Source organism: Cytobacillus firmus, assembly GCF_023657595.1.
Taxonomy (GTDB): Bacteria; Bacillota; Bacilli; order Bacillales; family Cytobacillaceae; genus Cytobacillus; species Cytobacillus firmus_B.
In genome coordinates this window covers 4469393-4493499 of sequence record NZ_CP098323.1, presented here as the reverse complement: position 1 = coordinate 4493499, position 24107 = coordinate 4469393, and the positions used below count along the sequence as shown (strand labels likewise).

General features: G+C 41.1%; 19 protein-coding genes. 12 read left to right on the top strand and 7 right to left on the bottom strand.

Going from position 1 to position 24107, the window contains the following annotated elements:
* Window positions 1–187: 187 nt before the first annotated feature.
* Complete coding sequence (locus tag NAF01_RS22665) at window positions 188–2059, bottom strand: LTA synthase family protein (protein WP_250801201.1); 1872 nt, start codon at window positions 2057–2059, stop codon at window positions 188–190.
* Window positions 2060–2560: 501 nt separating this feature from the next.
* Here NAF01_RS22665 and NAF01_RS22660 point away from each other — a divergent pair.
* The 9 genes from NAF01_RS22660 (at window position 2561) to NAF01_RS22620 (ending at window position 12950) form a co-directional block, all read left to right on the top strand.
* The gene (locus tag NAF01_RS22660) at window positions 2561–3643 is read left to right on the top strand and encodes a glycosyltransferase family 4 protein (protein WP_250801200.1); all 1083 of its coding nucleotides are present in this window, start codon (window positions 2561–2563) and stop codon (window positions 3641–3643) included.
* Between the two features lie 270 nt (window positions 3644–3913).
* Window positions 3914–5026 carry a DegT/DnrJ/EryC1/StrS family aminotransferase gene (locus NAF01_RS22655; RefSeq protein WP_250801199.1) on the top strand — a complete coding sequence of 371 codons (1113 nt, stop codon included), beginning with the start codon at window positions 3914–3916 and terminating at the stop codon, window positions 5024–5026.
* 89 nt (window positions 5027–5115) lie between these two features.
* On the top strand, window positions 5116–6129 hold the full coding sequence (locus NAF01_RS22650; protein WP_250801198.1) for a Gfo/Idh/MocA family protein: 1014 nt from the start codon (window positions 5116–5118) through the stop codon (window positions 6127–6129).
* A 14-nt stretch (window positions 6130–6143) separates the two neighbouring features.
* Window positions 6144–7457 (top strand): nucleotide sugar dehydrogenase, encoded by a 1314-nt coding sequence (locus NAF01_RS22645; RefSeq protein ID WP_250801197.1) that lies wholly within the window; start codon window positions 6144–6146, stop codon window positions 7455–7457.
* Between the two features lie 24 nt (window positions 7458–7481).
* Window positions 7482–8213, top strand: a complete 732-nt coding sequence (locus NAF01_RS22640) for an acyltransferase (protein ID WP_250801196.1) — start codon at window positions 7482–7484, stop codon at window positions 8211–8213.
* A gap of 102 nt (window positions 8214–8315) precedes the next feature.
* On the top strand, window positions 8316–9383 hold the full coding sequence (wecB, locus tag NAF01_RS22635; protein WP_250801195.1) for a non-hydrolyzing UDP-N-acetylglucosamine 2-epimerase: 1068 nt from the start codon (window positions 8316–8318) through the stop codon (window positions 9381–9383).
* 104 nt (window positions 9384–9487) lie between these two features.
* Window positions 9488–10600, top strand: coding sequence for a glycosyltransferase (locus tag NAF01_RS22630; protein WP_250801194.1), 1113 nt, complete (start codon window positions 9488–9490; stop codon window positions 10598–10600).
* The gene (locus NAF01_RS22625; protein WP_250801193.1) at window positions 10597–11670 is read left to right on the top strand and encodes a glycosyltransferase; all 1074 of its coding nucleotides are present in this window, start codon (window positions 10597–10599) and stop codon (window positions 11668–11670) included. Before NAF01_RS22630 ends, NAF01_RS22625 begins: the two co-directional genes overlap by 4 nt.
* 35 nt (window positions 11671–11705) lie before the next feature.
* Window positions 11706–12950 carry a glycosyltransferase family 4 protein gene (locus NAF01_RS22620; RefSeq protein ID WP_250801192.1) on the top strand — a complete coding sequence of 415 codons (1245 nt, stop codon included), beginning with the start codon at window positions 11706–11708 and terminating at the stop codon, window positions 12948–12950.
* Between the two features lie 27 nt (window positions 12951–12977).
* On the opposite strand, the gene NAF01_RS22615 is transcribed toward NAF01_RS22620, so the two are convergent.
* The 5 genes from NAF01_RS22615 to NAF01_RS22595 form a co-directional block, all read right to left on the bottom strand.
* A complete protein-coding gene (locus NAF01_RS22615; RefSeq protein WP_250801191.1) occupies window positions 12978–14510 on the bottom strand; it encodes a SpoIID/LytB domain-containing protein in 1533 nt (510 codons plus the stop codon).
* Window position 14511: 1 nt separating this feature from the next.
* On the bottom strand, window positions 14512–15213 hold the full coding sequence (locus NAF01_RS22610; RefSeq protein ID WP_250801190.1) for an SH3 domain-containing protein: 702 nt from the start codon (window positions 15211–15213) through the stop codon (window positions 14512–14514).
* A 90-nt stretch (window positions 15214–15303) separates the two neighbouring features.
* Window positions 15304–18159 carry an N-acetylmuramoyl-L-alanine amidase family protein gene (locus NAF01_RS22605; RefSeq protein ID WP_250801189.1) on the bottom strand — a complete coding sequence of 952 codons (2856 nt, stop codon included), beginning with the start codon at window positions 18157–18159 and terminating at the stop codon, window positions 15304–15306.
* Window positions 18160–18311: 152 nt separating this feature from the next.
* Window positions 18312–19451: an LCP family protein gene (locus NAF01_RS22600; protein WP_250801188.1), complete on the bottom strand. Its 1140-nt coding sequence runs from the start codon at window positions 19449–19451 to the stop codon at window positions 18312–18314.
* 77 nt (window positions 19452–19528) lie between these two features.
* Entirely contained in the window at window positions 19529–20161 is a 633-nt protein-coding gene (locus NAF01_RS22595) for a YigZ family protein (RefSeq protein ID WP_250801187.1), read from the bottom strand.
* 413 nt (window positions 20162–20574) lie between these two features.
* On the opposite strand from NAF01_RS22595, the gene NAF01_RS22590 reads away from it, so the two are divergent.
* On the top strand, window positions 20575–21714 hold the full coding sequence (locus NAF01_RS22590; protein ID WP_250801186.1) for a sensor histidine kinase: 1140 nt from the start codon (window positions 20575–20577) through the stop codon (window positions 21712–21714).
* A gap of 59 nt (window positions 21715–21773) precedes the next feature.
* Entirely contained in the window at window positions 21774–22454 is a 681-nt protein-coding gene (locus NAF01_RS22585) for a response regulator (protein ID WP_095243405.1), read from the top strand.
* Between the two features lie 215 nt (window positions 22455–22669).
* Here NAF01_RS22585 and NAF01_RS22580 read toward each other — a convergent pair whose 3' ends face one another.
* A complete protein-coding gene (locus tag NAF01_RS22580) occupies window positions 22670–22948 on the bottom strand; it encodes a hypothetical protein (protein WP_250801185.1) in 279 nt (92 codons plus the stop codon).
* A 216-nt stretch (window positions 22949–23164) separates the two neighbouring features.
* Here NAF01_RS22580 and NAF01_RS22575 point away from each other — a divergent pair, with 216 nt between their 5' ends.
* A complete protein-coding gene (locus tag NAF01_RS22575) occupies window positions 23165–24004 on the top strand; it encodes a DegV family protein (protein ID WP_250801184.1) in 840 nt (279 codons plus the stop codon).
* Window positions 24005–24107: the final 103 nt, after the last annotated feature.

The window sequence follows — 24107 nt, the reverse complement described above, 5'->3', positions numbered from 1 at the left end:
TTATCAAAATAAAAACATTTTTATCTTACCATAGATACCTTAAATAATTCCACCGACATCCGGATTGGGTATAGAAAAGAGAAGAAGCTGTATTTTCCAGCAGAAGATATGCCAGAATTCACCTGAATTAGTTGCCATATCCTGTATTGTGCAAACTTAATAGTAAAAGGCGGGCATAGAGCCCGCCTTATTCCATTTCAAATACTTTTCTCACCATATTATTCTCCAATAAAAACTTCGAATCTTGAACGTCATTCCTTAATTTATTATAAACACTTCTGCAAGCCTCAATATCTGCTTTTTTGCCTGTTCGATTGTCTACGCAGGTTCCCGATTCAAATTGCCCATCATGTGAGGCCGTGTAATCGTAATCATCGGTAAAATAGGTGAATCTGGTTGTTTCATAGGCAAATCCTGCAAACCCTTCTTTCTTTAAGTCAAGGGATTCACCAAATTGGATGAGAGGCCCTTGAATACCTAATAGAGTAGAAATGGTCGGGTAGATGTCCATTTGGCTTGTCGTAATGGTATTCACTTGCCCCTTTACCTGTTCAGGATGATGGATGATCAGCGGCACCTTGAAACGTTCTTTTTCATCAAACGTGATACCAAGAAGCTTCTTTATTTCAGCTCCATTCTTTGGAACCAATCCATAGTGATCACCATACATAACGAATATGGTATCATCCCATAAATTGTCCTTTTTAAGCTCCTCTATAAAACTGCCTATGGCCTGATCAAAATAATGGACACTTTGAAGGTAATTTCCTGTTGGTGTATCTTTGAACTCAGGTGGCAGATCCAGGGATTGTTTTTCAATTGGCAATTCAAAGGGTCTATGGACAGATAGCGTAACGATAAAATTATAAAAAGGCTTTTCCATTTCTTTGTACAGGTCTGCCATTTGATTAAAAATACTCTCATCCGAGATACCCATCCCAATAATTTCTTTTCGGTCAATTTTGGGATGATTAATATGATAAAACTGATCATATCCCTGCTGTCGGTATGCTTCCTGCCGGTTCCAGAAATCCGGGCTGTTTCCATGAGTGGCACTCGTTGTGTACCCCATTTTATTTAGGGCCACAGGCAGAGACAGAAAGTGGTTATCAGGGTATGTTTGATAGATCCCTTTAGCGGCAATCGGATACATTGAATTATTGGCAACAAACTCAGCATCTGAGGTGTTTCCACGCCCGATCTGCAGATAAGTATTTGGGTAGTAGCTGCTTGAAGCTATTAATTGATCTAAATTGGGTGTGATGTCTTGACCTTTAATGTTCATCCCGATAGGGAATGTATTAAGAGATTCTGCCTGAACCATAATCAGGTTTTTCCCTTTATATTTTCCAAAGATTGCGGACTCTGCTGGCGTTTCAAATTTGTCTTCGAATTTTTGCTTTAGTATGGCAAGCTGTTTTTTTTGCTGCTTGGCATATTCCTCAGCCAAAGCCTTTTCACGGTAGCTTTGGGCAATATCATAAATATGTGCAGGAATGATGCCTGTTAAGGAAACCTTGTACTGATCTGTGTGGGCAGGCTGTAAAGGAAGAAACGCAGCAATCAATATGGCAGCCATTCCAAGTCCCCCGGCAGCAGCAGCTTGCTTAATGCGGTTATCATCAGAAACATTCTTTTTGAATATGAAATAAAAGGAGATCGCCAGCAACGGAAGGTCAGCCCAATAAAGCAGATCAGACTTGTACATTAATGAGACAACTGAATCAGTAATCTCTCCCAGCTGGTTTGCCTGTCCGGCTAATTCAATATGAAGAATAGCATCATAATATCTTTCGTAGACTACATCTGCGTATAGAAGGAAGGACATGATGAAGTAGACGGAAAATGCCGCCAAACTTCCTATTAAAGATCTCCTGGCGAAAAACATGGAGGCAATAACCAGCCCGAACCCTCCTGAAGAGAGCAGAATCAGTTTTTTGTGAGGACTTAGATCAAGCTCCTCTATAAAATAGAGAGTTTTAAAAAACCAAAATGCTGTAACCAGCCCAATCAATAATATAGGTAAATACCAATAAGGTCTTCTTATATATTGCCTCATATTACACATCCTTAAATTACTAGTTTGCCAGAAGAATTCGTATAACAAATTTTAACAAATAAATAAAGTAATTTAAAGGAATTTATACATGAATTTAACATATTTAAAGTTGTAGCAAAAAAAGGCTGTTAGTAGAAAGGAGATTTAAAAAGGGAGTTTTCAGACTAAAGTAACTAAAATGTAATAAAAAATGTGTGTTTTTACCGTTTTTTAATCTTTCTGAAATAGACTTATGCCAATTAATTCACTAAAATTGGACAAGAGTTACTTCCTTATCGAAAAAAGCATCGCAGCTGAAACTTTTTTCGAAAAAGTTCGTCAGACATAGTGTGAGGAGTTTTAAGAAGATCAAAGTGGGGAAGGTTACTTTTAAATCTATAGTTTACTGGGTAAGTATCTTTTATTCATGGCAATAAAAAAAGATTGCGGATTTAAAGAAATATGATACGATTAGGGATAGTGAGTAAAACTAAAACAAACCTCCAATAAAGGTGATGACACATGTATATTCAAGCTGGTATAGCTTTTTTAGTATCCTTAGTTACTGTTCTGATTGCCACGCCTTTTGTACAAAAGTTCGCACTAAAAATAGGTGCTGTAGATAAGCCGAATCATAGAAAAGTTCACCAAAAGCTCATGCCTCGTTTAGGTGGTCTAGCTATTTTTATTGGGGTTATTGCCGGCTACTTTGCAGGCGGCGTTTATAATCAAAAAGTTACTGCGATAAGTGTCGGTGCTGTTTTAATCGTAATTATCGGCATACTTGACGATAAATACGAATTATCAGCAAAAATTAAGTTTGCTGGGCAAATCCTTGTTGCTTCATTAATAGTGGCTAGCGGTCTTACAGTAGATCTTTTAACCATTCCCTATATTGGTGATTTTGAATTGGGATGGTGGAGCTACCCTGTTACTATTTTCTGGATTGTAGCCATCACTAATGCGATCAATCTGATAGATGGTCTGGATGGATTATCGGCAGGTATCTCTGCAATCGGTATAGCGACCATTGCCATTATGGCGGGCCTTTCCGGTGCTATGCTGATCTTTACCTTCTCCGCCATACTGCTGGGAAGCATATTAGGGTTTTTATATTACAACTTTTATCCCGCCAAAATATTCATGGGGGATACAGGTGCGCTATTCCTGGGATATTCCATTTCGATTTTATCCCTGTTAGGGCTATATAAAAGTGTGACCTTATTCAGCTTCTTGGTTCCAATAATTATTTTAGGTGTGCCGGTTTTTGATACTACCTTTGCGATCTTGCGCAGACTGGTGAATAACAGGCCGATCTCTGCTCCCGATAAATCCCATTTGCATCACAGGCTCTTAGCATTGGGGTTGTCACATCGGAATACCGTTTTGGCCATTTATGCCTTTGGTATTTTGTTTAGCATCAGTGCTGTATTAGTGTCTGAATCAACTTTATGGGGCACAATCTTTATTATTTTTGGCCTGCTTGTGGTCACGGAAATAATTGCTGAGCTTATTGGACTGGTCTCGGATCGGTACAGGCCTATCATCAATTTGTATAAAAAGATTACAGGAACCCGCTCATTAGGGAGAACAGGAAATAAGTAAAATTTAATAAATATTAAACCGTTTGTTAGCTGCAAAGTGACAAACGGTTTTTTTAAGAAATGTTGTTAGATAAAAGTATTGGCAAGAAATAGTGTGTTTATGCATTTTTTTCACATTTTTGATAAAAATAGATTTAAAGCCTATTTATGCCAGAGGGTTTGCTTGTTATACGTTTTTAGACACAAATAAATCATATAAATACTATGATTTGTGATAAACTAAACATGTTTTTAAACATGTTGATATTTTACATTTTCGGAGGTAAAAAAAATGAAAGTTCCTATGCTTGACCTTAGTGAACAATACCAATCCTTAAGAAGTGAAGTTTTGGAAGTGCTTGATGGCGTAATGAGTTCATCACGTTTTATATTAGGAGATAATGTAAAGAAGCTGGAACAAGATGTTGCTAAATACAGTAATGTTGCCCATGGAATTGGCTGCGGCAACGGAAGCGATGCTATACATATTGCACTGCAGGCATTAGGTGTGAGTGAAGGCGATGAAGTGATCACAACTCCTTTCACATTCTTTGCAACTGGTGGAGCCATTGCAAGAGCAGGAGCTACACCTGTTTACGTAGATATTGACCCTGTTACATTTAATATTGACCCGGACAAGATTGAAGAAGCTATTACAGAAAAAACCAAAGCCATTATTCCTGTGCATTTATACGGGCAAATGGCTGACATGGAGAAAATTGCTGAAATCGCAAAGAAACATAATCTTGCCGTTGTTGAAGATGCAGCTCAAGCTATTGGCGCAAAACATAATGGGAAATCAGTGGGAGAGCTGGGCACTGCAGCTACTTACAGCTTCTTCCCTACTAAAAACCTGGGTGCCTATGGAGACGGTGGAATGGTTGTAACAAATGATGATGAGGTTGCTGAACAGAGCCGTGTTATCCGTGTACATGGAAGCAAGCCTAAATATTATCATCATGTTCTTGGCTACAACAGCCGTTTGGATGAGCTTCAAGCAGCCGTTTTAAATGTTAAATTCCCGCATTTGGATCATTGGAGTGAGCTTAGACGCGAAAAGGCGGAAAATTACACTAAGCTTCTTAAAGAGTCTCTAGGCGATCAAGTTGCTACACCAGTGGAGAAAGAAGGAAACTATCACGTCTTCCATCAGTATACAATTAGAGTGGAAAAGCGTGATGAGCTTCAGGAATATCTGAAAGAACAGGGAGTAGCTACAATGATTTACTACCCGCTTCCTCTACATGTTCAGCCTGTATTCAAGGAGCTTGGATATAAAGAAGGGGACTTCCCTGTTACGGAGAAGGCGGCTAAAGAAGCATTATCATTGCCGATGTTCCCTGAACTAAAATTAGAGCAGCAAGAATATGTTGTGGCGAAAATAGCCGAATTCTACGGAAAATAATTTTTTTAGGAGACGTCGCCGGCAATAAGGGGGCGTTTTCTTTGCTTGTTTCCGTTTAAGATTGGCACCGCAGGAAGGAGAATAAAAGCATGATTAATTTTGCAATAGTAGGAATGGGTCATATAGCCAACAAGCATATCGAATCCATTCAAAAGGTGGATGGCGCAAATCTCTATGCTATCTGTGATACAAACCCTGATAGGCTGGAGCTTGATTTGCCGGGAGTTAAAAAATATACTGACTTAAATGTAATGCTTTCTGAAAACGAAGACATCCATGTAGTCAATATCTGTGTTCCTTCAGGTTTGCATGCAAGGTTGACAAAAGTGGTTGCGGACCATAAGCGTCATATAATCGTGGAAAAGCCGATGTCCTTAAAACTGGAGGATTCGGAAGAAATGATCAAAGTGGCGCAGGAAAATAATATAAAGCTTGCGATTGTTCACCCCAACCGTTTCCGTCCTGCCGTTCAGAAACTGAAAGCAGAGCTTGAAAAAGGTTCTTTCGGTAAACTGAGCCATGCCAATGCAACCGTTAGGTGGAACCGTGGCCAGGCATATTATGATCAAGCCGATTGGCGCGGTACAAAAGAGTTTGATGGCGGCGTTCTAATGAATCAGGCAATTCATGATCTGGATTTAATGTTATGGCTAATGGGTCCTGTTGAATCAGTTCAGGCTATGGCAGCCACTCGCCTCCGCAAAATTGAAACTGAGGATGTTGCAGCTGCTGTCGTACAATTTAAAAGCGGGGCTTTAGGTGTTATTGAAGCAGCAACGACGATCTACCCTAAAAATCTGGAAGAATCCATCTCTGTTTTCGGTGAAACTGCTTCAGTGAAAATCAGCGGCCGAACAGCGAATTACATTGAAACTTGGGATATTGAAGGTGTCTCAGAGGAAGAAGCAGCTTCCCTTAAGGAAGAGGTAAGCAAAGATCCCTTTGGCACTCCTGGTCATCAGTGCATAATTGAGGACATGGTACATGCCGTTAAAGAAGATCGTGAGCCAATTGTTACTGGCGAAGATGGGATAGCTCCAGTTAAATTGATTTTATCCATCCTGGAATCCGCAGAAACTGGAAAAAAAGTCTTTATCCAATAAAGGAGTAGAAGAAAATGAGCCACCATAAAACATTATTAGAAAAAATTAATAATAAAGAAGCTGTCATTGGAGTAGTTGGATTAGGTTATGTAGGATTACCTCTGGCTGTTGAAAAAGCAAAAGCCGGATTTAAAGTTATCGGCTTTGATGTCCAGGCAGCAAGAGTAGAAGAAGTTAACATGGGAATCAACTATATTGGTGATGTTGTGGATGAAGACCTGAAGGATATGGTCAAGGGCGGAAAGCTGGAAGCGACTACGGATTATCAGCGCATCCAGGAAGTTGATGCTGTTGCCATTTGTGTTCCAACGCCTCTTGATGTTTATCAGCAGCCAGATACTTCTTATGTAGAATCATCCGCTAAGGAAATTGCCAAATATGCTCATGAGGGCATGCTTGTTGTTCTTGAATCAACAACATATCCAGGTACTACGGAAGAAATCGTTAAGCCTGCTCTTGAGGAAAAAGGACTTAAAACAGGAGAAACCGTGTTTGTTGCCTACTCACCTGAACGTGTTGATCCGGGCAATAAGCAGTTTAAAACAAAGAATACACCTAAGGTTGTCGGCGGTATTACGGCTAACTGTACGGAAGTAGCAGCAGCATTGTACCGCAATGTGCTTGAAGGGGACGTTTTTGAAGTATCCAGCCCGGCTATTGCGGAAATGGAGAAAATTTTTGAAAATACGTTCCGCCATATTAATATTGCCCTTGCGAATGAAATGGCTATTCTATGCGACAGAATGGGAATTGATGTTTGGGAAGTAATTGATGCAGCGAAAACAAAGCCTTATGGCTTCATGGCATTCTATCCGGGCCCTGGTCTTGGCGGCCACTGTATTCCAATTGATCCTTTCTACTTAACATGGAAAGCAAGAGAATATAATTACCACACAAGACTGATTGAATTAGCCGGAGAGATTAACAATTCAATGCCTGAATTTGTAGTTAACCGTGCGATGCACCTTCTGAATGAAGATGGAAAAGCGCTGAGAGGCTCAAAAGTAACATTATTGGGTGTAGCCTACAAGAAGGATATTGATGATGTGCGTGAATCTCCTGTCCTTAAAATTATTGAATTACTGGATGCCCAGGGCGCAGATTATAAAGTTGTCGATCCTTATGTTAAATCATTTAAATCTTGTAACACACGAGTTGAAACGGTGGAATTAACAAAAGAACTGTTAAACGACTCTGATCTTGTGCTTGTTACGACAGACCACTCTGATTTTGATTATGAAATGATTGCCAGAGAGAGCAAGTCCATCTTTGACACACGTAATGCCATGAAAGATGTGCAAAAGCCTAATAAATACGACAAACTATAATTGTTATATAAGGGAGAGCTCAACATGAACTTTATCGATCCTTCCGCATCAGTAGATTCTTCTGCAAAAGTTGGATATTTTTCAGTTATTGAAAAGGGTGCAAAAATTGGAAAAGATGTAGTAATTGGGAATCGTGTCACGATTCATGAAGATACTGTTATTGGCGATCATACGACGATTGCTGATGGTGCAGTAGTTGGGAAGCCGCCAAAGCCAGCAAAAACAAGTACTGTAAAGCTATCGGACTCCATTCCAGCGCTTGAAATTGGGGAAGATGTCACAATAGGGGCTAACTGTGTGATTTACCGTGGAGCAACAGTCGGTTCTAATACATTGATTGCCGACCTGGCCAGTGTGAGAGAAAATGTGGAAATTGGTGATTATGTGATAGTGGGCCGCGGTGTTACAGTGGAAAACCACGTGAAGATTGGCACCCGGACTAAAATTCAATCCAATTCCTACATCACGGCTTATACGACACTTGAGGATCACGTGTTCATCGCGCCGTGTGTGACCACAACCAATGATAACTATATGGGAAGAACGGAAGAGAGATTCGATAAAATCAAGGGAGCAACCGTTAAACGCGGAGCAAGAGTGGGCGGTGCCTCCATCATTCTGCCTGGTATCACAGTTGCAGAAGAAACATTTGTTGCTGCTGGTGCACTTGTTACAAAAGATACCGAAGAGAAGACTGTTGTGAAGGGACTGCCTGCCAAGTTCCTCCGCATGGTTGATGACAGAGAACTATTATAATTGCCAATAAAGTAAAAACGTATAGGGGGCGGTTACGCTCCTTTACGCTTTTATAATTGTCATTCCCATTTCCAAACTAAGAGTATATGGAGGTTTCGATTCATGAAAATCGTTACAGTTCTGGGAGCACGCCCTCAGTTTATAAAGGCTGCTCCGGTATCAAGGGCTTTAAGGCAAAACCATCAGGAAATTATTGTACATACAGGACAGCATTATGATGCCAATATGTCGGATATTTTCTTTGAGGAATTAAATATTCCAAAGCCTGACTACCATTTGGCGGTTGGGTCAGGAAACCACGGGAAGCAGACTGGCGAAATGATGGCCAAAATTGAAGAAATTGTCCTAAAAGAAAAACCGGATTATGTACTGGTTTACGGTGATACAAATTCAACTCTTGCAGGCTCATTGGTTGCTGCAAAGCTTCATATCCCTGTCATTCATATTGAAGCAGGATTAAGAAGCTTTAATAAGCTAATGCCTGAAGAAGTGAACCGAATCTTGACTGATCATATTTCAGAATACCTTTTCTGCCCGACTGATACAGCGGTTGAAAATCTAAAGAATGAAAATATTACAAGAAACGTCATCAATATCGGGGACGTTATGTATGACGCCGTTTTGTATAATCGTGAGCTTGCAAAGGAAAAGTCGCGTATTCTTGATGACGCACAACTAAACAAGGGAGATTATCTGCTCATCACGATTCACCGTGCTGAGAATACAGATGATCCTGAAAAAATGAAAGGCATTCTTCAGGCATTTTCAAGCACGGAAGAAACCAAGGTTTGGCCTATTCACCCGCGTACAAAACACAAGCTAGCTGATTACGGTCTAAATGTGGAGGAAATCCCTAATCTGAAAATCATTGATCCAGTAGGGTATCTTGATATGTTAACGCTTGAGGCAAATGCACGAAAGATTGTAACAGATTCTGGCGGTGTGCAGAAGGAAGCCTATTTCATGGAGGTTCCATGTGTTACGGTTAGAGAGCAGACAGAATGGGTGGAAACCCTTGAAGGAGAGGCCAATATCCTTGTAGGGACAGATCAGACAAAAATGACTGAAGCCATTAATAAAGAGGTAAAGCCTGAATACAAGCAATTATTCGGAAACGGTGAAGCTGCCAGTAAAATTGTTGAAGTGCTTGAACAGGGGTTAAAGGCGTAAACTTTTTAGTCCTTTTACCAGCAGTGCTATCCGTTACCAAAGTATAACTTGTGCAGTTAAATGGGCAAGCATGTTAGTTAATGCATGAATAAAGGAGTATTAGCATGAAATCAGTTTTAGTTTATTACCCTTTCCCATTATCGGAAAATGCCAATAGCGGATCCAAGCTTCGCCCGCTTGAAATGAAAAAGGCTTTTCATACTTGGGGAACTGAAAATGAGGTTAATATCATCGTGATATCAGGAACATCTGATCAGCGTGATCAGCAGTTTCAGCAGCTCCTTTCATCGGGGAAGCTGGATAACTTATGGTTCTGCTATATGGAGAACCAGACCATTCCCCTCTGGCTTACAGATCCCGGGCACAAACCCAAAAGGCCATTTATAGATCGGAAAATCCTCCGTTATCTCAAGCAGCATAATGTGCCAGTAGGAGTTTTTTATCGGGATGTGTATTGGAAATTCGATCATATCTATCCGCTAACAGGAGCAAAAAAGAAAATCATGCAGTCCATCTACCGGATTGAAGAGAAATTTTACGAAAAATATTGCGATGTAATCTTTCTTCCCAGCCTGGAGATGGGAAAATATGTAGACATTGACCGGAAAATGGCTGACTTGCCGCCGGGCGGCAAAGAGCGGCCTATACCTGCCAGGAAAAAGCATGAGGAGCCTTTCAAAGCTATTTATGTTGGAGCCATTAATGGGGAAGATTACGGTTTATCTTTAATGCTCGATGCCCTAATGGAAACAAATAAGGAATCAGAGATTTGTAAGCTGACGATTGTATGCAGGCAAGGGGAATATGAGGCTGCAGATCAAGCGAATATAGAGAAAATTAAAGAGCTGGATATTGACGTACGGCATATTAGCGGAAGCGAGCTTGATTCACTATATGAGGAGATGGATTTTGCGTTTATCCCGCGAAAATGTACAGAGTATCAGAACTTTTCCATGCCTGTAAAGCTTGTTGAGTACTTATCCAATGGCTTGCCGATCGTTGCAACCGCATGTGATGCACAAAAGCGTTTTCTTGAAAGCAATAGGTATGGTGTTATCTGTGAAGATAATCCTTCTTCCATGGCTGAAGCAATAAAAGAAATGGCTGATTCCCTTGAGCAATATCAGGCAAATATCGAAGCTACATTCCTTAAAAATCATTCCTGGGTGGCCAGAGTGGAAAAAGTTAAAGCTTCGCTGGCAGGGGAACAGTCATGAAGGTAGTGCTGCTTTCGCCGAGTAAATCATCACATACCCACAAATGGGCGCTTTTTTATAAGCAGCAGGGAATTGATGTTACGGTGGTTACCTTTAAGGATCATTACTCCGAAGACAATGCGAAAGAGGTTCATACCGTTGTTCTGCCTAAGCTCTTGCCCGGCAAGCTTTCCTACTTATTTGCTGTTTCTCATTTGCGCAAGCTATTAAAGGACTTAAAGCCGGATATCCTGCATGCCCACTTTGTATCAAGCTATGGATTGGTAGGCGCTTTAACTCAATTTCATCCATTTTATGTTTCCGTGTGGGGTACAGATATTTACCAATTCCCATTAAAAAGCAATGTGAATCGCAGAATCGTAGAATACACATTAGGGAAAGCGGATGTGATCTGCTCTACAAGCCATATCATGGCTAAGGAAACAAGCAAGTATACAGATAAGGAAATAGAAGTAACTCCATTCGGTGTTGACCTTTCCCTTTTTAGCCCTAAAAAGAAAGAAGAGGGGACAAGCCTTAAAATCGGGATTGCCAAAGGGCTGGATGATGTCTACGGGTTCCGTGATCTATTTCAGGCATTCGTCACTTTACACTCTTCTTTTCAGGACTTGGAGCTGATGATTGTTGGCGACGGACCTATGAGGGAAGAGTATCAAGATCTCTGCCGGTCATTGGGAATAGGAGATGCTGTCCGCTTTATAGGCCGGGTGCCCAACCATCTGGTTCCTGACTATCTTCGTGAAATGGATGTGGTTGTAATGCCTTCTCTTGAAGAAAGCTTTGGGGTAACAGCAGTAGAGGCTATGGCTTGTGGAGTCCCGGTTGTTGTATCGGATGCAGATGGATTAAAGGAAGTTGTAAAGAATCGGGAAACAGGGCTGATTGTCTCTAAGGGAAACCCTGAAATGCTTGCAGAGGCTGTTGCAGAATTGCTGAACGATGAAGGCCTTCGCGACATTATGGGACAAAATGGAGTCAAGCATGTTCGTGATCATTACGATTGGCAGGAAAATGCCGGCCGGATGCTAAAGCTTTATAGGGCTTCTATAGTCCGGACAAACAATAAATAATATACGATAAATTAAGACATATTGGAGTTGGGAAAATGAGAGTAATCTATTTATGTCAGCATTTTCCCCCTGAAACAGGTGCTCCTCAAATACGAGTGTATGAAGTGAGCAAGGAACTCATGAATAGAGGACATCAGGTGGAAGTATTAACAGCTTTTCCTCATCATCCGCATGGCATTATTCCGGATGAATATAAAGGCAGGTTTTATCAATTTGAACACTGGGATGGAATTCCTGTCCATCGTTCATGGATCTATCCATCACCGAAAGGAAGCTTTTGGAAAAGGCTTGCTTCCTATTTTTCTTTTACATTTAGTGCTTTTTATTCTCTGGCAAAAGCAAAGCCTACAGATGTCATCATTTGTAATTCGCCTCCATTATTTCTTGGCATAACGGGATGGGTGGGCGCTAAATTAAAGAGGGCCAAATTTGTATTTAATGTTGCGGATATTTGGCCGGAATCTGCTGTTGAGCTGGGATTGGTTAAGAATAAAACCTTTATCAGAATGGCTGAAAAACTGGAGAATTTCCTATACCGCAATGCCTGGAAAATAGCAGGTGCCACAGAAGGGATATGCAGTTATTATGTCAAAAAGGGGAAATCAAGCGAGGATGTTTTCCTTTTGCCCAATGGCGTAAATACTGATTACTTTAAGCCGTTAGATAAAGACCAGGCTATCATAAAAAAAGCCGGGCTGGAAGGTAAAAAGGTGTTCACTTATGCCGGCAATTTTGGATATGCACAGGGCCTTGATTCCGTTTTGCAGGCAGCTGCCCTGGTTAAGGATTCCCATCCGGATGTCCACTTTTTATTTGTAGGGGATGGACAGGAGAAGGATAAGCTGCTCGCATTAAAAGAAGAGCTGCAGCTGACAAACGTCACTTTTTATGGTTCGGTTCCATTAGACGAAATGCCAAAGATTTTTTCTGTATCTGATTTTAGTGTTGTATCTCTTAGAAATATTGATTTGTTTAAGGGAGCGCGGCCTTCGAAGATTTTTCCGGCCATCTCAACTGGAACGCCGGTATTGTATTGCGGAGTTGGAGAGAGTGCCGAGATTTTAAATGAATATAATTGCGGCAGAATCGCACCTCCGGAAAATCCTGAAGGAATTGCTGCGGCAGTTAAAGAATTAGCGGTGATAACTGGTGCGGATTATCAGCAAATGTGTCAGAATGGCCGAAAATTAGCCATCGATCAATACTCCTGGAAGAGCATTGTTGAAGATCTGATTCACCATCTGGAAGGTGAAAATAAAAAGGAGAGAAGCATGGGTTAAACCTTCATGTCTTCTCTCCTTTTATTTTTATTTAGAAACGGTCGTTCCTTTGAAGTAATGCGTTATGATCTGGCTGGCTGTCCAGCCGTTTTCGGCATATGCCTTTGCTCCATATTGACTCATTCCAATACGGTGGCCCCAGCCTTTTCCGTTTAGGGTTACAGAAAGTACCTCTCCTGTCCCGCTTTCACTAGCAATGACCCCAGACGGAGTTTGGACAGATACCTGAGATTCAGTAAGCGTCATTTGTCCGCTCGGTGTTTGTACGGTCTGGCCTTTCATATCTTCGATAGGAAAAGTTCCGCTATTCGTTTGAACAGAAAGGGCAGGCTGTGATCTCGTTACCTCCATTGTAAACCAGTTGGAGTAAAGGAGATTATAATGTGCTGAGCTTGAGACAGGAAATAGCCTTCTGATGACTGACTCATTACCGCTTACCGTCTTCTCTCCTTTAGTGGTTTTAACGGTAACAGCACCTACTTCTCCATTCGCCCCTTTTACTTCAAAGCTAATATCCAGCAATTTTGCCGTACTGTCAATACCGAATGACTTTAAAATTGCAGCAGCTGAGTATTCCTCGCTCCAATTGCTGTAAGGGGATACTTCGTATTTATCCTCGACTGAAACAAGGTAAGGGAAGGAGCTCTGATTGGAATTCCAAACATCTCCCACATTGGCAGTCCTGCCTCCGCTCGTTGAAAAGAAAAATGTTTGGATTGGCTTTCCATTGTATTTTACTAACAAGCCTTCTGTTTCTTTAATTGCGGTATTTGCCCGAGTATCTTCAGAGGTGTATCCCCTGTATACTTGGCTTGCAGCTGTGCTCGTAAGGAGCATCATATTGGCCGCATAGCTTCGGGCTGCGATCGCCTGTGCTTTAAGGGACTCCTTATGCCATGAGGCTGGCATTTCATTAGGGACAACTCCCTTAAGATAATCTTCCATATCCAGCATGTTGATTACTTCAACCTGGGAGCCGTTTTTCTTCAAATAGAAGCTGCCTCTATAAGTAAGGCCATTGCTGACTTTCGCGAGGGATAGCTTGTCCCCTTCTGTTAACTTAGCATTCTTGGCTGGAACCCACCCTGTATAGGACCCCACGGTTACGTTATACCAAAGTTCACCCGTTGTCTTGTTTGTGAAGGAACCAAGGTAATTCGCGCTGTCTCCTGTTTGGAAAGTATATATCTTTGAATAGGAGGCATCGGCACCTCGTCTCATATCCGTCTGGCTTGTGAATACAGCTAATGATGCGGTTCCGGCAAGCTCCTGGACATCAAAGCCGGAAGTCGAGGATTGACTGAATCCGGTATAGGAGACAGTTACGGCTGTTCCATTGCTTGATGACGTAATAGTTGTTCCTGGCGGGATGATGGACTTGCTGCCCGTTTGCCTATTTGTAAGCTGATAGCTTCCATTAAGGGTTAAAGTCAGACTGTTGTTTATGTGCACAGATACATTTACACTATTCGAGTACGTTTTAACTTCAGCTGCACTGGGATATTGACCCCCTGAAAATAGTAAAGCCATAAATAAAATGATTGAGATAAATTTCTTCAACTTATCTCACCTCACCAAAGGTGCTGATAATCCATCCTCTGCTGCCTGATGAGGTTTCAACATTATACCAGGTTTCTCCCTTTGAGTTCTTATAGGTTTGAACTAATTTCAGAACAGTGCCTTTTGGAAGTAATTCTACTACAGCATAATCTGTTGTAGCTCCTCTGCGCATGTTGACATCTGAAGTGGTTACAACAGTTTTTAAAGAATCCGGCTTAGTTGTTGAAACATCACCCGAATAAACCCAGCCCAAAACGGACGGAGATAGCTGCACTCTGTACCAAAGGCCTGAACTGGAGTTGTGGGAGTCTACTACGGTTAAAGCAGTGCTTTTTGAAACAGTTGCTACGACTTTATAGGTTCTTAAAGCACCTGAATGGATTGTTACATTATCCTTAATTGAGTAGACGGCAGATGGCAAGCCGCTTGGAGGTGGTGTTGTCGGAGTCGTTGTCCCGCTATCTGACTTCAGCGCCTCAATCTCTTTCTGCTGTGAAGCGACCTTTGCTTCTAAACTGCTAATCTTTGTTTCTAAAGAAGATAGTTTTGTATTAATGGGATTTATCTTTGTATTAACCCATTCCACGCTTGCCAATACGACATTTGATGCAGCATCAGATCCGGATGGTGTAAACAAAACAGCGCCTGTTCCAATTCCAGCAGTGACAATTCCAGCAACGACCAACTTTTTTATGCGATTCATTTTACGAAATTTCCCCCTAATTATGTTTAGAAAAATGTGCTTTGGGTATGTGTTACCCAAAGCTTAAAAAATTTTTAAAAGCTTAGAAACTTAGAAACTGCTGTAATAATCCTGGAACCCTTTTCTGATTCCCTCAGCGGCCTTTTGGCGGAAAGCTGTAGTACGAAGCAGACTTTCTTCGTTAGGATTAGAAATAAAAGCAAGTTCCACAAGTATGCTTGGAAGATGATTCATTCTATTAACATAGAATTCTTGTTCCTTAACACCTCTGTTATAGGTGCCGAGTGATGATACCATGTACTTTTGAACAGAATCGGCTAGTTCCTCGCTAATAGGGCCGTTAAAGTTCACAGTTGAGTTAAAGAACGTTGTTGAACCTCTGGATGTGCTTGAGAAAGAATCTGCATGAATACTGATAAAGGCATCATAAGTGCTGGAATTAGCAATAGCTGTTCTTTCGGCAAGCTCGAGGAAAATATCTCTGCTTCGTGTTAATAAAACAGATGCACCGTTTCTTTCAAGCTCGGATTTTAATAATAAAGCAGTGGCTAGATTAACATCCTTTTCCATTAGGCCAGTTGGACCAATAGCACCTGCATCTTTTCCGCCATGTCCGGCATCAATAACGATTTGCTTTCCTAATAAACCTGTAGGGATTACCTTAATGGTAACTTTATCGCTATAATCTCGAATAGTGAAGGTATAGCCAGGTTCAAAGGTTAAAATGACCGCCTTTTCGGTGGATGTTGATTGTACCGTTTCAACTGTTTTGATTCCTTTTATTTTAAAGTTAGGCAATTCTGCATCTGTTATGCCTTGCGTCAGCTTTAAGCGATAATCCGATAACTTTGAATAAGTAAAGTCAAAGTTTGTTGGTTTTTTCCATACCAGATAGTTTGCATTGCCCTCTGTGTAAGTAGAAGGGGAAGCCAGCCGTTTCAGCGAAACCTCGGAAGTTTGGGACTCCAGAATCCATCCGCGTATTCCTGCAGCGGTTTCAACGTTTAACCATCCATTCAATTTGCTGAGAACGAGCAGAGGTTCATCTGCTTTTAGTGGAGCAGCTATACCGTATGAGGTTGATGCACCTCTTCTTAATGCTGCGCTGCTCAACGCATATACATAATCCAGTTCTGATGTTGATTTGACTAAGTCTTTTAAAGGAACCCATCCAGTATTTCCAGTCGAAGTGCTTACCCTAGCCCAAGTTTGCAGAGAGTCGTTTATAAACCCGCTCAAAACGGTCACTTTTCCTGTGAAGTTTAGCCTTTCTACCACTCTATAATCATATGTAGCGCCGGAATATAGATTTGTATTCCGATTGCCGACGTAATAAGTTCCACTTAATGAGATAGTGCCTGGTTGAGGTTTTTCAAAAGCAGTGCTGTTAACCCAGCCGATAACATCTCCAAGGTCTGCTCTATACCAAAGCTCACCGCTTGAATTTGTAAATTCGTCGATAATTTTAATCTCTTGATTCCTGCTTACTGCTGCTACAGCTTCATAGCTGGAAGATGCACCTCTGCGTACAGCAGCACTTTCAACTTGTACCACTTTAGTCGTGATTGAATATTGTGGTTTATCAAAAGCGGAACTGATGACCCAGCCGATGATATTGCTGCCAATGTCCACTCGGTACCAGAGTTCGCCTTTGGAGTTTTTATGTTCCCCGATGACTTTGACCGATTGATTTTTGCTTAAGGTAGAGACTGATTCATAATCAGAGGAAGCCCCTCTGCGTACGGCAGTCTTCTCAACTTGTACTACCTTAGTTGTCACAGTATAAGGAGGTACAACAAAAGCGGAGCTGATGACCCAGCCGATGATATTGCTGCCAATGTCCACTCGGTACCAGAGTTCGCCTTTGGAGTTTTTATGTTCCCCGATGACTTTGACCGATTGATTTTTGCTTAAGGTAGAGACTGACTCATAATCAGAGGAAGCCCCTCTGCGTACGGCAGTCTTCTCAATTTGTACCACTTTGGTGGTCACAGTATAAGGGGGGGCTATAAAAGCGGTGTTGATGACCCAGCCGACAATATTGCTGCCAAGATCCACGCGGTACCAGAGCTCACCTTTGGAGTTTTTATGTTCCCCGATGACTTTCACTCCTTGGTTTTTGCTCAAAGTTGCCACTGACTCATAGTCAGAGGAAGCGCCCCTGCGTACATCAGCCTTTTCAACTAGCACTGTCTTAGTGGTGATTGTATAAGCCGGTTTTACAAAAGCAGAGCTAATTACCCAGCCGATCACACTGCCCAAGTCTACCCGATACCAAAGCTCGCCTTTTGAATTTTTATATTCAGCAATGATCGAAACTTCCTGATTTTTGCTTAAAGTGGCAACCGCTTGATAATCAGAAGAAGCGCCTCTTCGTACCGCGGCACTGTCAACCTGCACTGTTTTCTTGATAATGGCAGGTTCAGAGGGAGGCGGTTCTGTTGAGCCTGAGTCCGCTTTTAGGAAATCTGCTATTACCCAGCCTAACTGGCCATTAAATGAAATTCTATACCAAAGCTCGCCTTGGCTGTTTGCGTGCTGATCGATGACTTTTACTTTCTGGCCAAGTGTTAGCTTGCCAATTACTTCATAAGAGGTTGATGCTCCTCTTCTGACATTTACATTCGAACCAGTAGAAACTGCATCCTGGCCAACAAGAGATGCGTCTGCCTCTTGGAATCCTGTAGAGAGTCCCCACCCTGAAATGCCATCACTTTCAACCTTGTACCAAAGTTCACCTGATGAATTTGTAAATTCATCAACTACTACTACACTTTCTCCATCAGGCAAGGTAGTTACAACCTGATCATCAGGCGTTGTTCCTTTTCTGATTTCAACAGCAGAATCCGTTGTCATACTGGCAGGATATGTTGTTTCTTCTGCATATGTAAAGTTGGGAAGCAACGCTGCAGTAGCCAAAACAGAAGAAGCAATAATTTTCTTCACGATAAACCTCCATTTTAATAGTTTTTAAGACCCATGTCATATTCTATCAAAAAATGTCAAATGTTCCAATCTATGTTTTTAGTAGAAATGAAGGAAATATATAACAAAAAAGGAAGCTCTCCATTTAGAAAGCTTCCTAAGAAGTAGATTTATTAATAATTTGAGTCTGAATTATAGTCTGTATCTGTTTCACTTTCAGATTGATACTCAGAATTTTCTTCTGAATTATATTCCGTTTCCGATTCATTAGAATCGTATCCGGATTCAGAGTTTGAATCATATTCTGAATTAGATTCATTCCCAAATTCAGAGTCAGATAATGATGTGCCATCTGATATGGCAAGTGCTGTTTCAAGGGTACTATTAATTTCAAATAGAGAATCTTTATCTGGAATATAATAATATACACCGTCTATATATTCATCCGTACCATTTAGAGTAAGGTTCTGGATTTTGGTGTCTTTGATTTTAGAATATAATTTTACAAAGCTTGCAAATTTTGATGGCGGGATATTCGTCTTGACATTCTTCCCTAAGTCATCCATTACATCATCAATTTTCGTAATGGATGAGAACGAAGTGCCTTTATCAATGATCGCTTTTATGACTTGCTGCTGGCGCTCATTTCTCCCATGGTCTCCGCGTGGATCCGCTTTTCTCATTCTTACATAAGCAAGTGCTTCATTTCCATTTAGGTTCATTTTGCCTTCATAATAAGTCTTCCATTTTAAGCTGCCTGTCAGCTGGGCATCGAAGGTAAATGGTACATCTACGGTTACGCCGTCAAATGTATCGACAATATCCTCAAAACCGTCAAAGTTAGTGGTTATATAATAATCAATCGGAATATCAATCATATCATTGATCGTAGCAATGGTTGTCTCAATACCGCCTGCGCCATAGGAATGATTTAATTTTGTCTTATAGCCGAGGTCTTCTATATATGTTCTTGTGTCACGGGGGATGCTCAGCAGGTAAACTTCTTCTGTTTTTGGATTGACCGTTGCCAGCATCATTACATCTGAACGTTCTCCACCCTCTTGATCTTCTATTCCAACGACTAGAACGGTGAAAGGATCCTTGGTAATTTCGACTTCCTCTGTTCGGTGATTCGGAATTTTACTTCTATCCAACTCCTGAAAAATCTTACTGGAGGCGCTGTTGGCATGAGAATATAGGTTGTAGGCGAAGTATGTTCCGCCGCCAATAACCGTAATGAGTGTCAACAGCAGGAGTACTCGCCAAATTCTGAGCTTTTTCTTCTTGCGCCTGACAATTCTGGTACCAGACATATATTATCCCTACTTTATTTAAGAATTTATCGTTAGCAATAGTTAATTTTATCGAATTTTCACGATATAGTAAACGATTAAATCTGTGTTTCCAAGTATAGTTTATTTCCAGCGGTTGTTTGGCTTTGGCCATTCGTTAATTCCGTCATCCAGCTGGTGAAAGAGTCAATGAGTTCGTCCTTAACATAGGTTTCAATCTCTACTGATTCAAGGTAGTGGATTTCCTTAATCGGATATATGGAGGACCGGAGTTCATTCTCTATTTTTCCAAGCCAGGTATAGTCTATTTTGGTATGCATGATCGTGACTAGTTCTCTTTCGACAATCCCGGTTGTTTGCAATCCTTCCGAAGTTGCTTTCCCATAGGCGCGAATCAGGCCGCCTGCGCCAAGCTTTATACCGCCAAAGTATCGGGTTACGACTACAACGGAATCCTTCAGCTTTTTTTTCTTCAACACCTCTAATATCGGAACACCAGCCGTGCCGCTCGGCTCTCCGTCATCATTCGCCTTTTGAATTTGATCATTTTCCCCTATTAAATAGGCAGAGCAATTATGTGTGGCATTATAATGTTTTTTCTTTATAGATTGGATAAATTCCTGTGCTTCCTCTTCTGAATTCGCTCGGGATACATGTGCAATAAATCGGGATTTATCTATTATTATTTCGTTTTCTCCATATCCCTTAACTGTATAGTAATGAGGCAGCATGTAAACCGCTCCTTCCAGTTTCTCTAAAATAAACTAAAAATTGACCTATTTCATTATAAATCGACAAAGTTTGAAACACACAATTTTCAACAGAATGTAATGAAACTTTAATATAGAACATTTTTTCCCATGTTATAATGTAAGCAATTCTGATGTTTATGCTGCTATAATAAAAAAATGTGCCGATTTTAATCTTTAAGTGGTATAAATATACATATTATTTTCCCTGGTAGTCATGTTTACCCTACTTTTTTATAGGATATAAGACATGGGGTGAAATCACAAGTCTAAGCCTTTTTACCGAATTTTAGGTAACTTGGTATAATTTTCAGACTGGAAAGATAGTATCTTTGCTCATTTAGCGCTAAAATAAAGGTACATAGCGGAAGGGCTGCGCCCTTGGAGGAGTGTAAATGAGTATTAAGAAATTCGATTCCAAGACTCTGGATCTTATTCTTGAAAAAATGGTTCAAACAGTAGGTACCAGTAAAGATGAAATATTCCGTATAGGTGAGCAATGCCGTAATGACCATAAGACTTTGACGGAAGAATTGATGGAAGTTAAGCAAATGGTTCTTAAGGTAATTGAAGAAGGGGATCGGCTTGAAGTGCAAACCCGGTTTGCAAGAAAGCGCCTTTCTGAAGTAAGCATGCATTTTAAGGATTATTCAGAGTCTGAAGTGCGTGAAGCATATGAGAAGGCCCATCAGCTGCAAATGGATTTATCCATGAACCGTCAGCTTGAAAAACAGCTGAGGGATCGCCGTGATGATATTGAAAGAAGGCTTATAGGTGTTAACGACACTATTGATAGAGCGGAAGTCCTTATTTCTCAAATAACGGTTGTGATGAACTATCTGACAAGTGATTTGAAACAAATGGGAGAAATCATTGAAGACGCGAAACTCAAACAGGATTTTGGCCTGAAGATCATCGAAGCACAGGAAGAAGAGCGGAAAAGAGTATCCCGTGAGATCCATGACGGACCTGCCCAGATGATGGCGAATGTCATGATGAGATCCGATTTAATTGAGCGGGTATACAAAGAACGCGGTGCTGATGAAGCCATTACGGAAATAAAAGACCTGAAAAAAATGGTCCGAAATGCTTTATATGAAGTCCGCAGGATTATTTATGACTTGCGTCCGATGGCTCTTGATGATTTGGGATTAATACCCACCCTCAAAAAATACTTAACAACGATCGAAGAGTATCACAGGAGTACAAAGATATATTTCGCGAATGTTGGCGAAGAAAGGCGACTGCCGCCACAATATGAAGTTGCATTGTTCCGTCTGATTCAAGAGTCTGTGACAAATGCTCTCAAGCATGCGGAAGCTAAAGAAATTCAAGTGAAAATAGAGATTAATAATTCTAGGGTAGCTGTAGTCATTAAAGACGACGGGAAAGGGTTCAATATACGTGAGAAGCGTCCGGGCTCTTTTGGAATTATGGGGATGGGTGAAAGGCTTGAACTTTTGGAAGGCCAGATGTCCATAGATTCCAAGCCAGGCAAAGGAACCATTGTCATTATTCAGGTGCCATTGAAATAGGAAACATCTTAAGAATAGAGATAGATAAAAACGAACTGGAGATTTGGGAGGCGAAGCATTTGAATACAAAGATCGTCATAATTGATGACCATCAATTATTCAGAGAAGGGGTAAAACGCATTTTAGATTTCGAAAAGAGCTTTAGTGTAGTGGCAGAAGGCGATGATGGCAGTGAAGCCATGGCTCTTGTCGAAGAGTATGATCCAGATGTGATTATCATGGATATCAATATGCCAAATACAAATGGTGTGGAAGCGACCCGCCAGCTGATTAATAAATATCCAGAATCCAAGGTAATCATTCTTTCCATCCACGATGATGAGAATTATGTAACGCACGCACTTAAGACAGGAGCGAGCGGATACCTGCTAAAAGAAATGGATGCAGATGCATTAGTGGAGGCTGTGAAGGTTGTTGCTGATGGAGGATCTTATTTACATCCGAAAGTGACACATAACCTGGTAAATGAGTACCGCCGCTTGGCAGCAGAGGGAACTAGCAACAGCTCCTATTCACAGGTGGAAATCCGCCGTCCTCTTCACTTGCTGACACGCCGCGAATGTGAAGTGCTTCAGCTCCTAGCTGATGGCAAAAGCAACCGCGGAATTGGGGAAGCTTTATACATAAGCGAAAAAACGGTAAAGAACCATGTGAGCAATATCCTGCAAAAAATGAATGTAAATGACCGTACTCAGGCAGTTGTTGTGGCTATTAAGAACGGCTGGGTAGAGGTGCGATAATTTTATTGAGAGAAAAAGTCCTTTTTGGAAGGGGCTTTTTCTTTTTTGTCTTAAAATGCTTTTTTAGCGAGTCCTCAACTAAAAATAGATGAGGAAACTTCACCTATCTTTATTCACTTCAATATTAATAGTAAATGAAAGGCTGTGCAATTAAAAGGTATTTATACACTTTTAAAGAAAAAATAACCAAATAATGAAGCGATCACTTTGCTTGGCTATTTAATAAGAGCAGCAGCGGCTGTTTGAAATATAGCTTTTGTATTGGAAGATCTCTTTTTGGCTTGGTTCACAATAAAAACAAGCTGCTCAATTTCTTTTGGAGGCAAACTGTCTATCAGCCAGGAAGCAAGTTCGGGTCCGCTTATAGAATGGTCAATATTTGGAACTTTAATATGTTTATATTTACTTAATTCATTATTAAGCATTTGATGAAGAGTATCTAAGCTATATTTATTTGATGTGGTGGTATTTGTGGAAGAAGTGCTTTTACTCAATGTGTTACAGCTCCTTTACAAATTAAAGACACAAAAGGCATTTTATCATACACAAGGGATGGATTTTAAGGTAAAAAATTACCAGTTCTTAAAAGTAGGTATAAAGGGGCAAAGGATTATTTGCTTCCCAATTCTATAACTTAATGCATTTTCCCCCGCTATCATATAAAATGGAACATACAGTAGAGAAAAAAGATAAGGATGGTACCTCTATTTATGAAAACGGCTGTTGTAACGGATAGTACAGCATATATTCCTAAGCATTTAAGAGAAAAGTTAAATATACATATGATTCCGCTGAGCGTGATCTTCGGCGGTGAGACTTACCAGGAAGAAGTGGAAATTACCGCTGAAGACTTTTATGAAGAAGTGAAGCATAAAGAGCTCCCAACAACTTCACAGCCGCCGGTGGGTGAGTTTGCCGAGCTGTTTGAGAATTTATCGAAAGAGTATGATGCGGTAATTTCGATTCATCTGTCGAGCGGCATAAGCGGCACATTTCAGGGGGCAGTTACTGCCGGGAGCATGGTGGACGATATTCAGGTATTCCCCTTTGATTCCGAAATCAGCTGTATGGTGCAGGGGTTTTATGTGATTGAAGCCGCTGAACTGGCTGCTGCCGGTAAGAGTCCACAGGAAATCGTGGAACGGCTTGAGGAAATGAAAAAGAGCATTCGCGCTTATTTCATGGTAGACAACCTTTCACATCTTCAGCGCGGAGGACGTTTGTCCAGTGCACAGGCCTTGATTGGCAGCCTGCTCCAGGTCAAGCCGCTGCTTCATTTTGAAGATAAGAAAATTGTTCCGTTTGAAAAGATTCGCACTCGGAAGAAAGCGATGAAGCGGATGGTTGACCTTTTCTGGGAAGATGTGAAAAGCGGGGAGCCGTATCAGGCGGTGATTATCCACGCCAATCGCGAAGAAGAGGCGCGTGAGTGGAAAGCGGAGCTTGCGGCGCAGTATCCGAATGTTGAGTTTATGATCAGCTATTTTGGTCCGGTCATCGGAACCCATCTGGGTGAAGGCGCTATGGGATTTGGCTGGGTGAAGAAGTAATGTTTGTTTGGAGTTGCGCCATTCTTTGGGATGGCGCAGATTTTTTGGGAGGGGTGATGTGGATTTGCAAATAGATTGAGGACTCCTGCAAATAGAAAGCTTG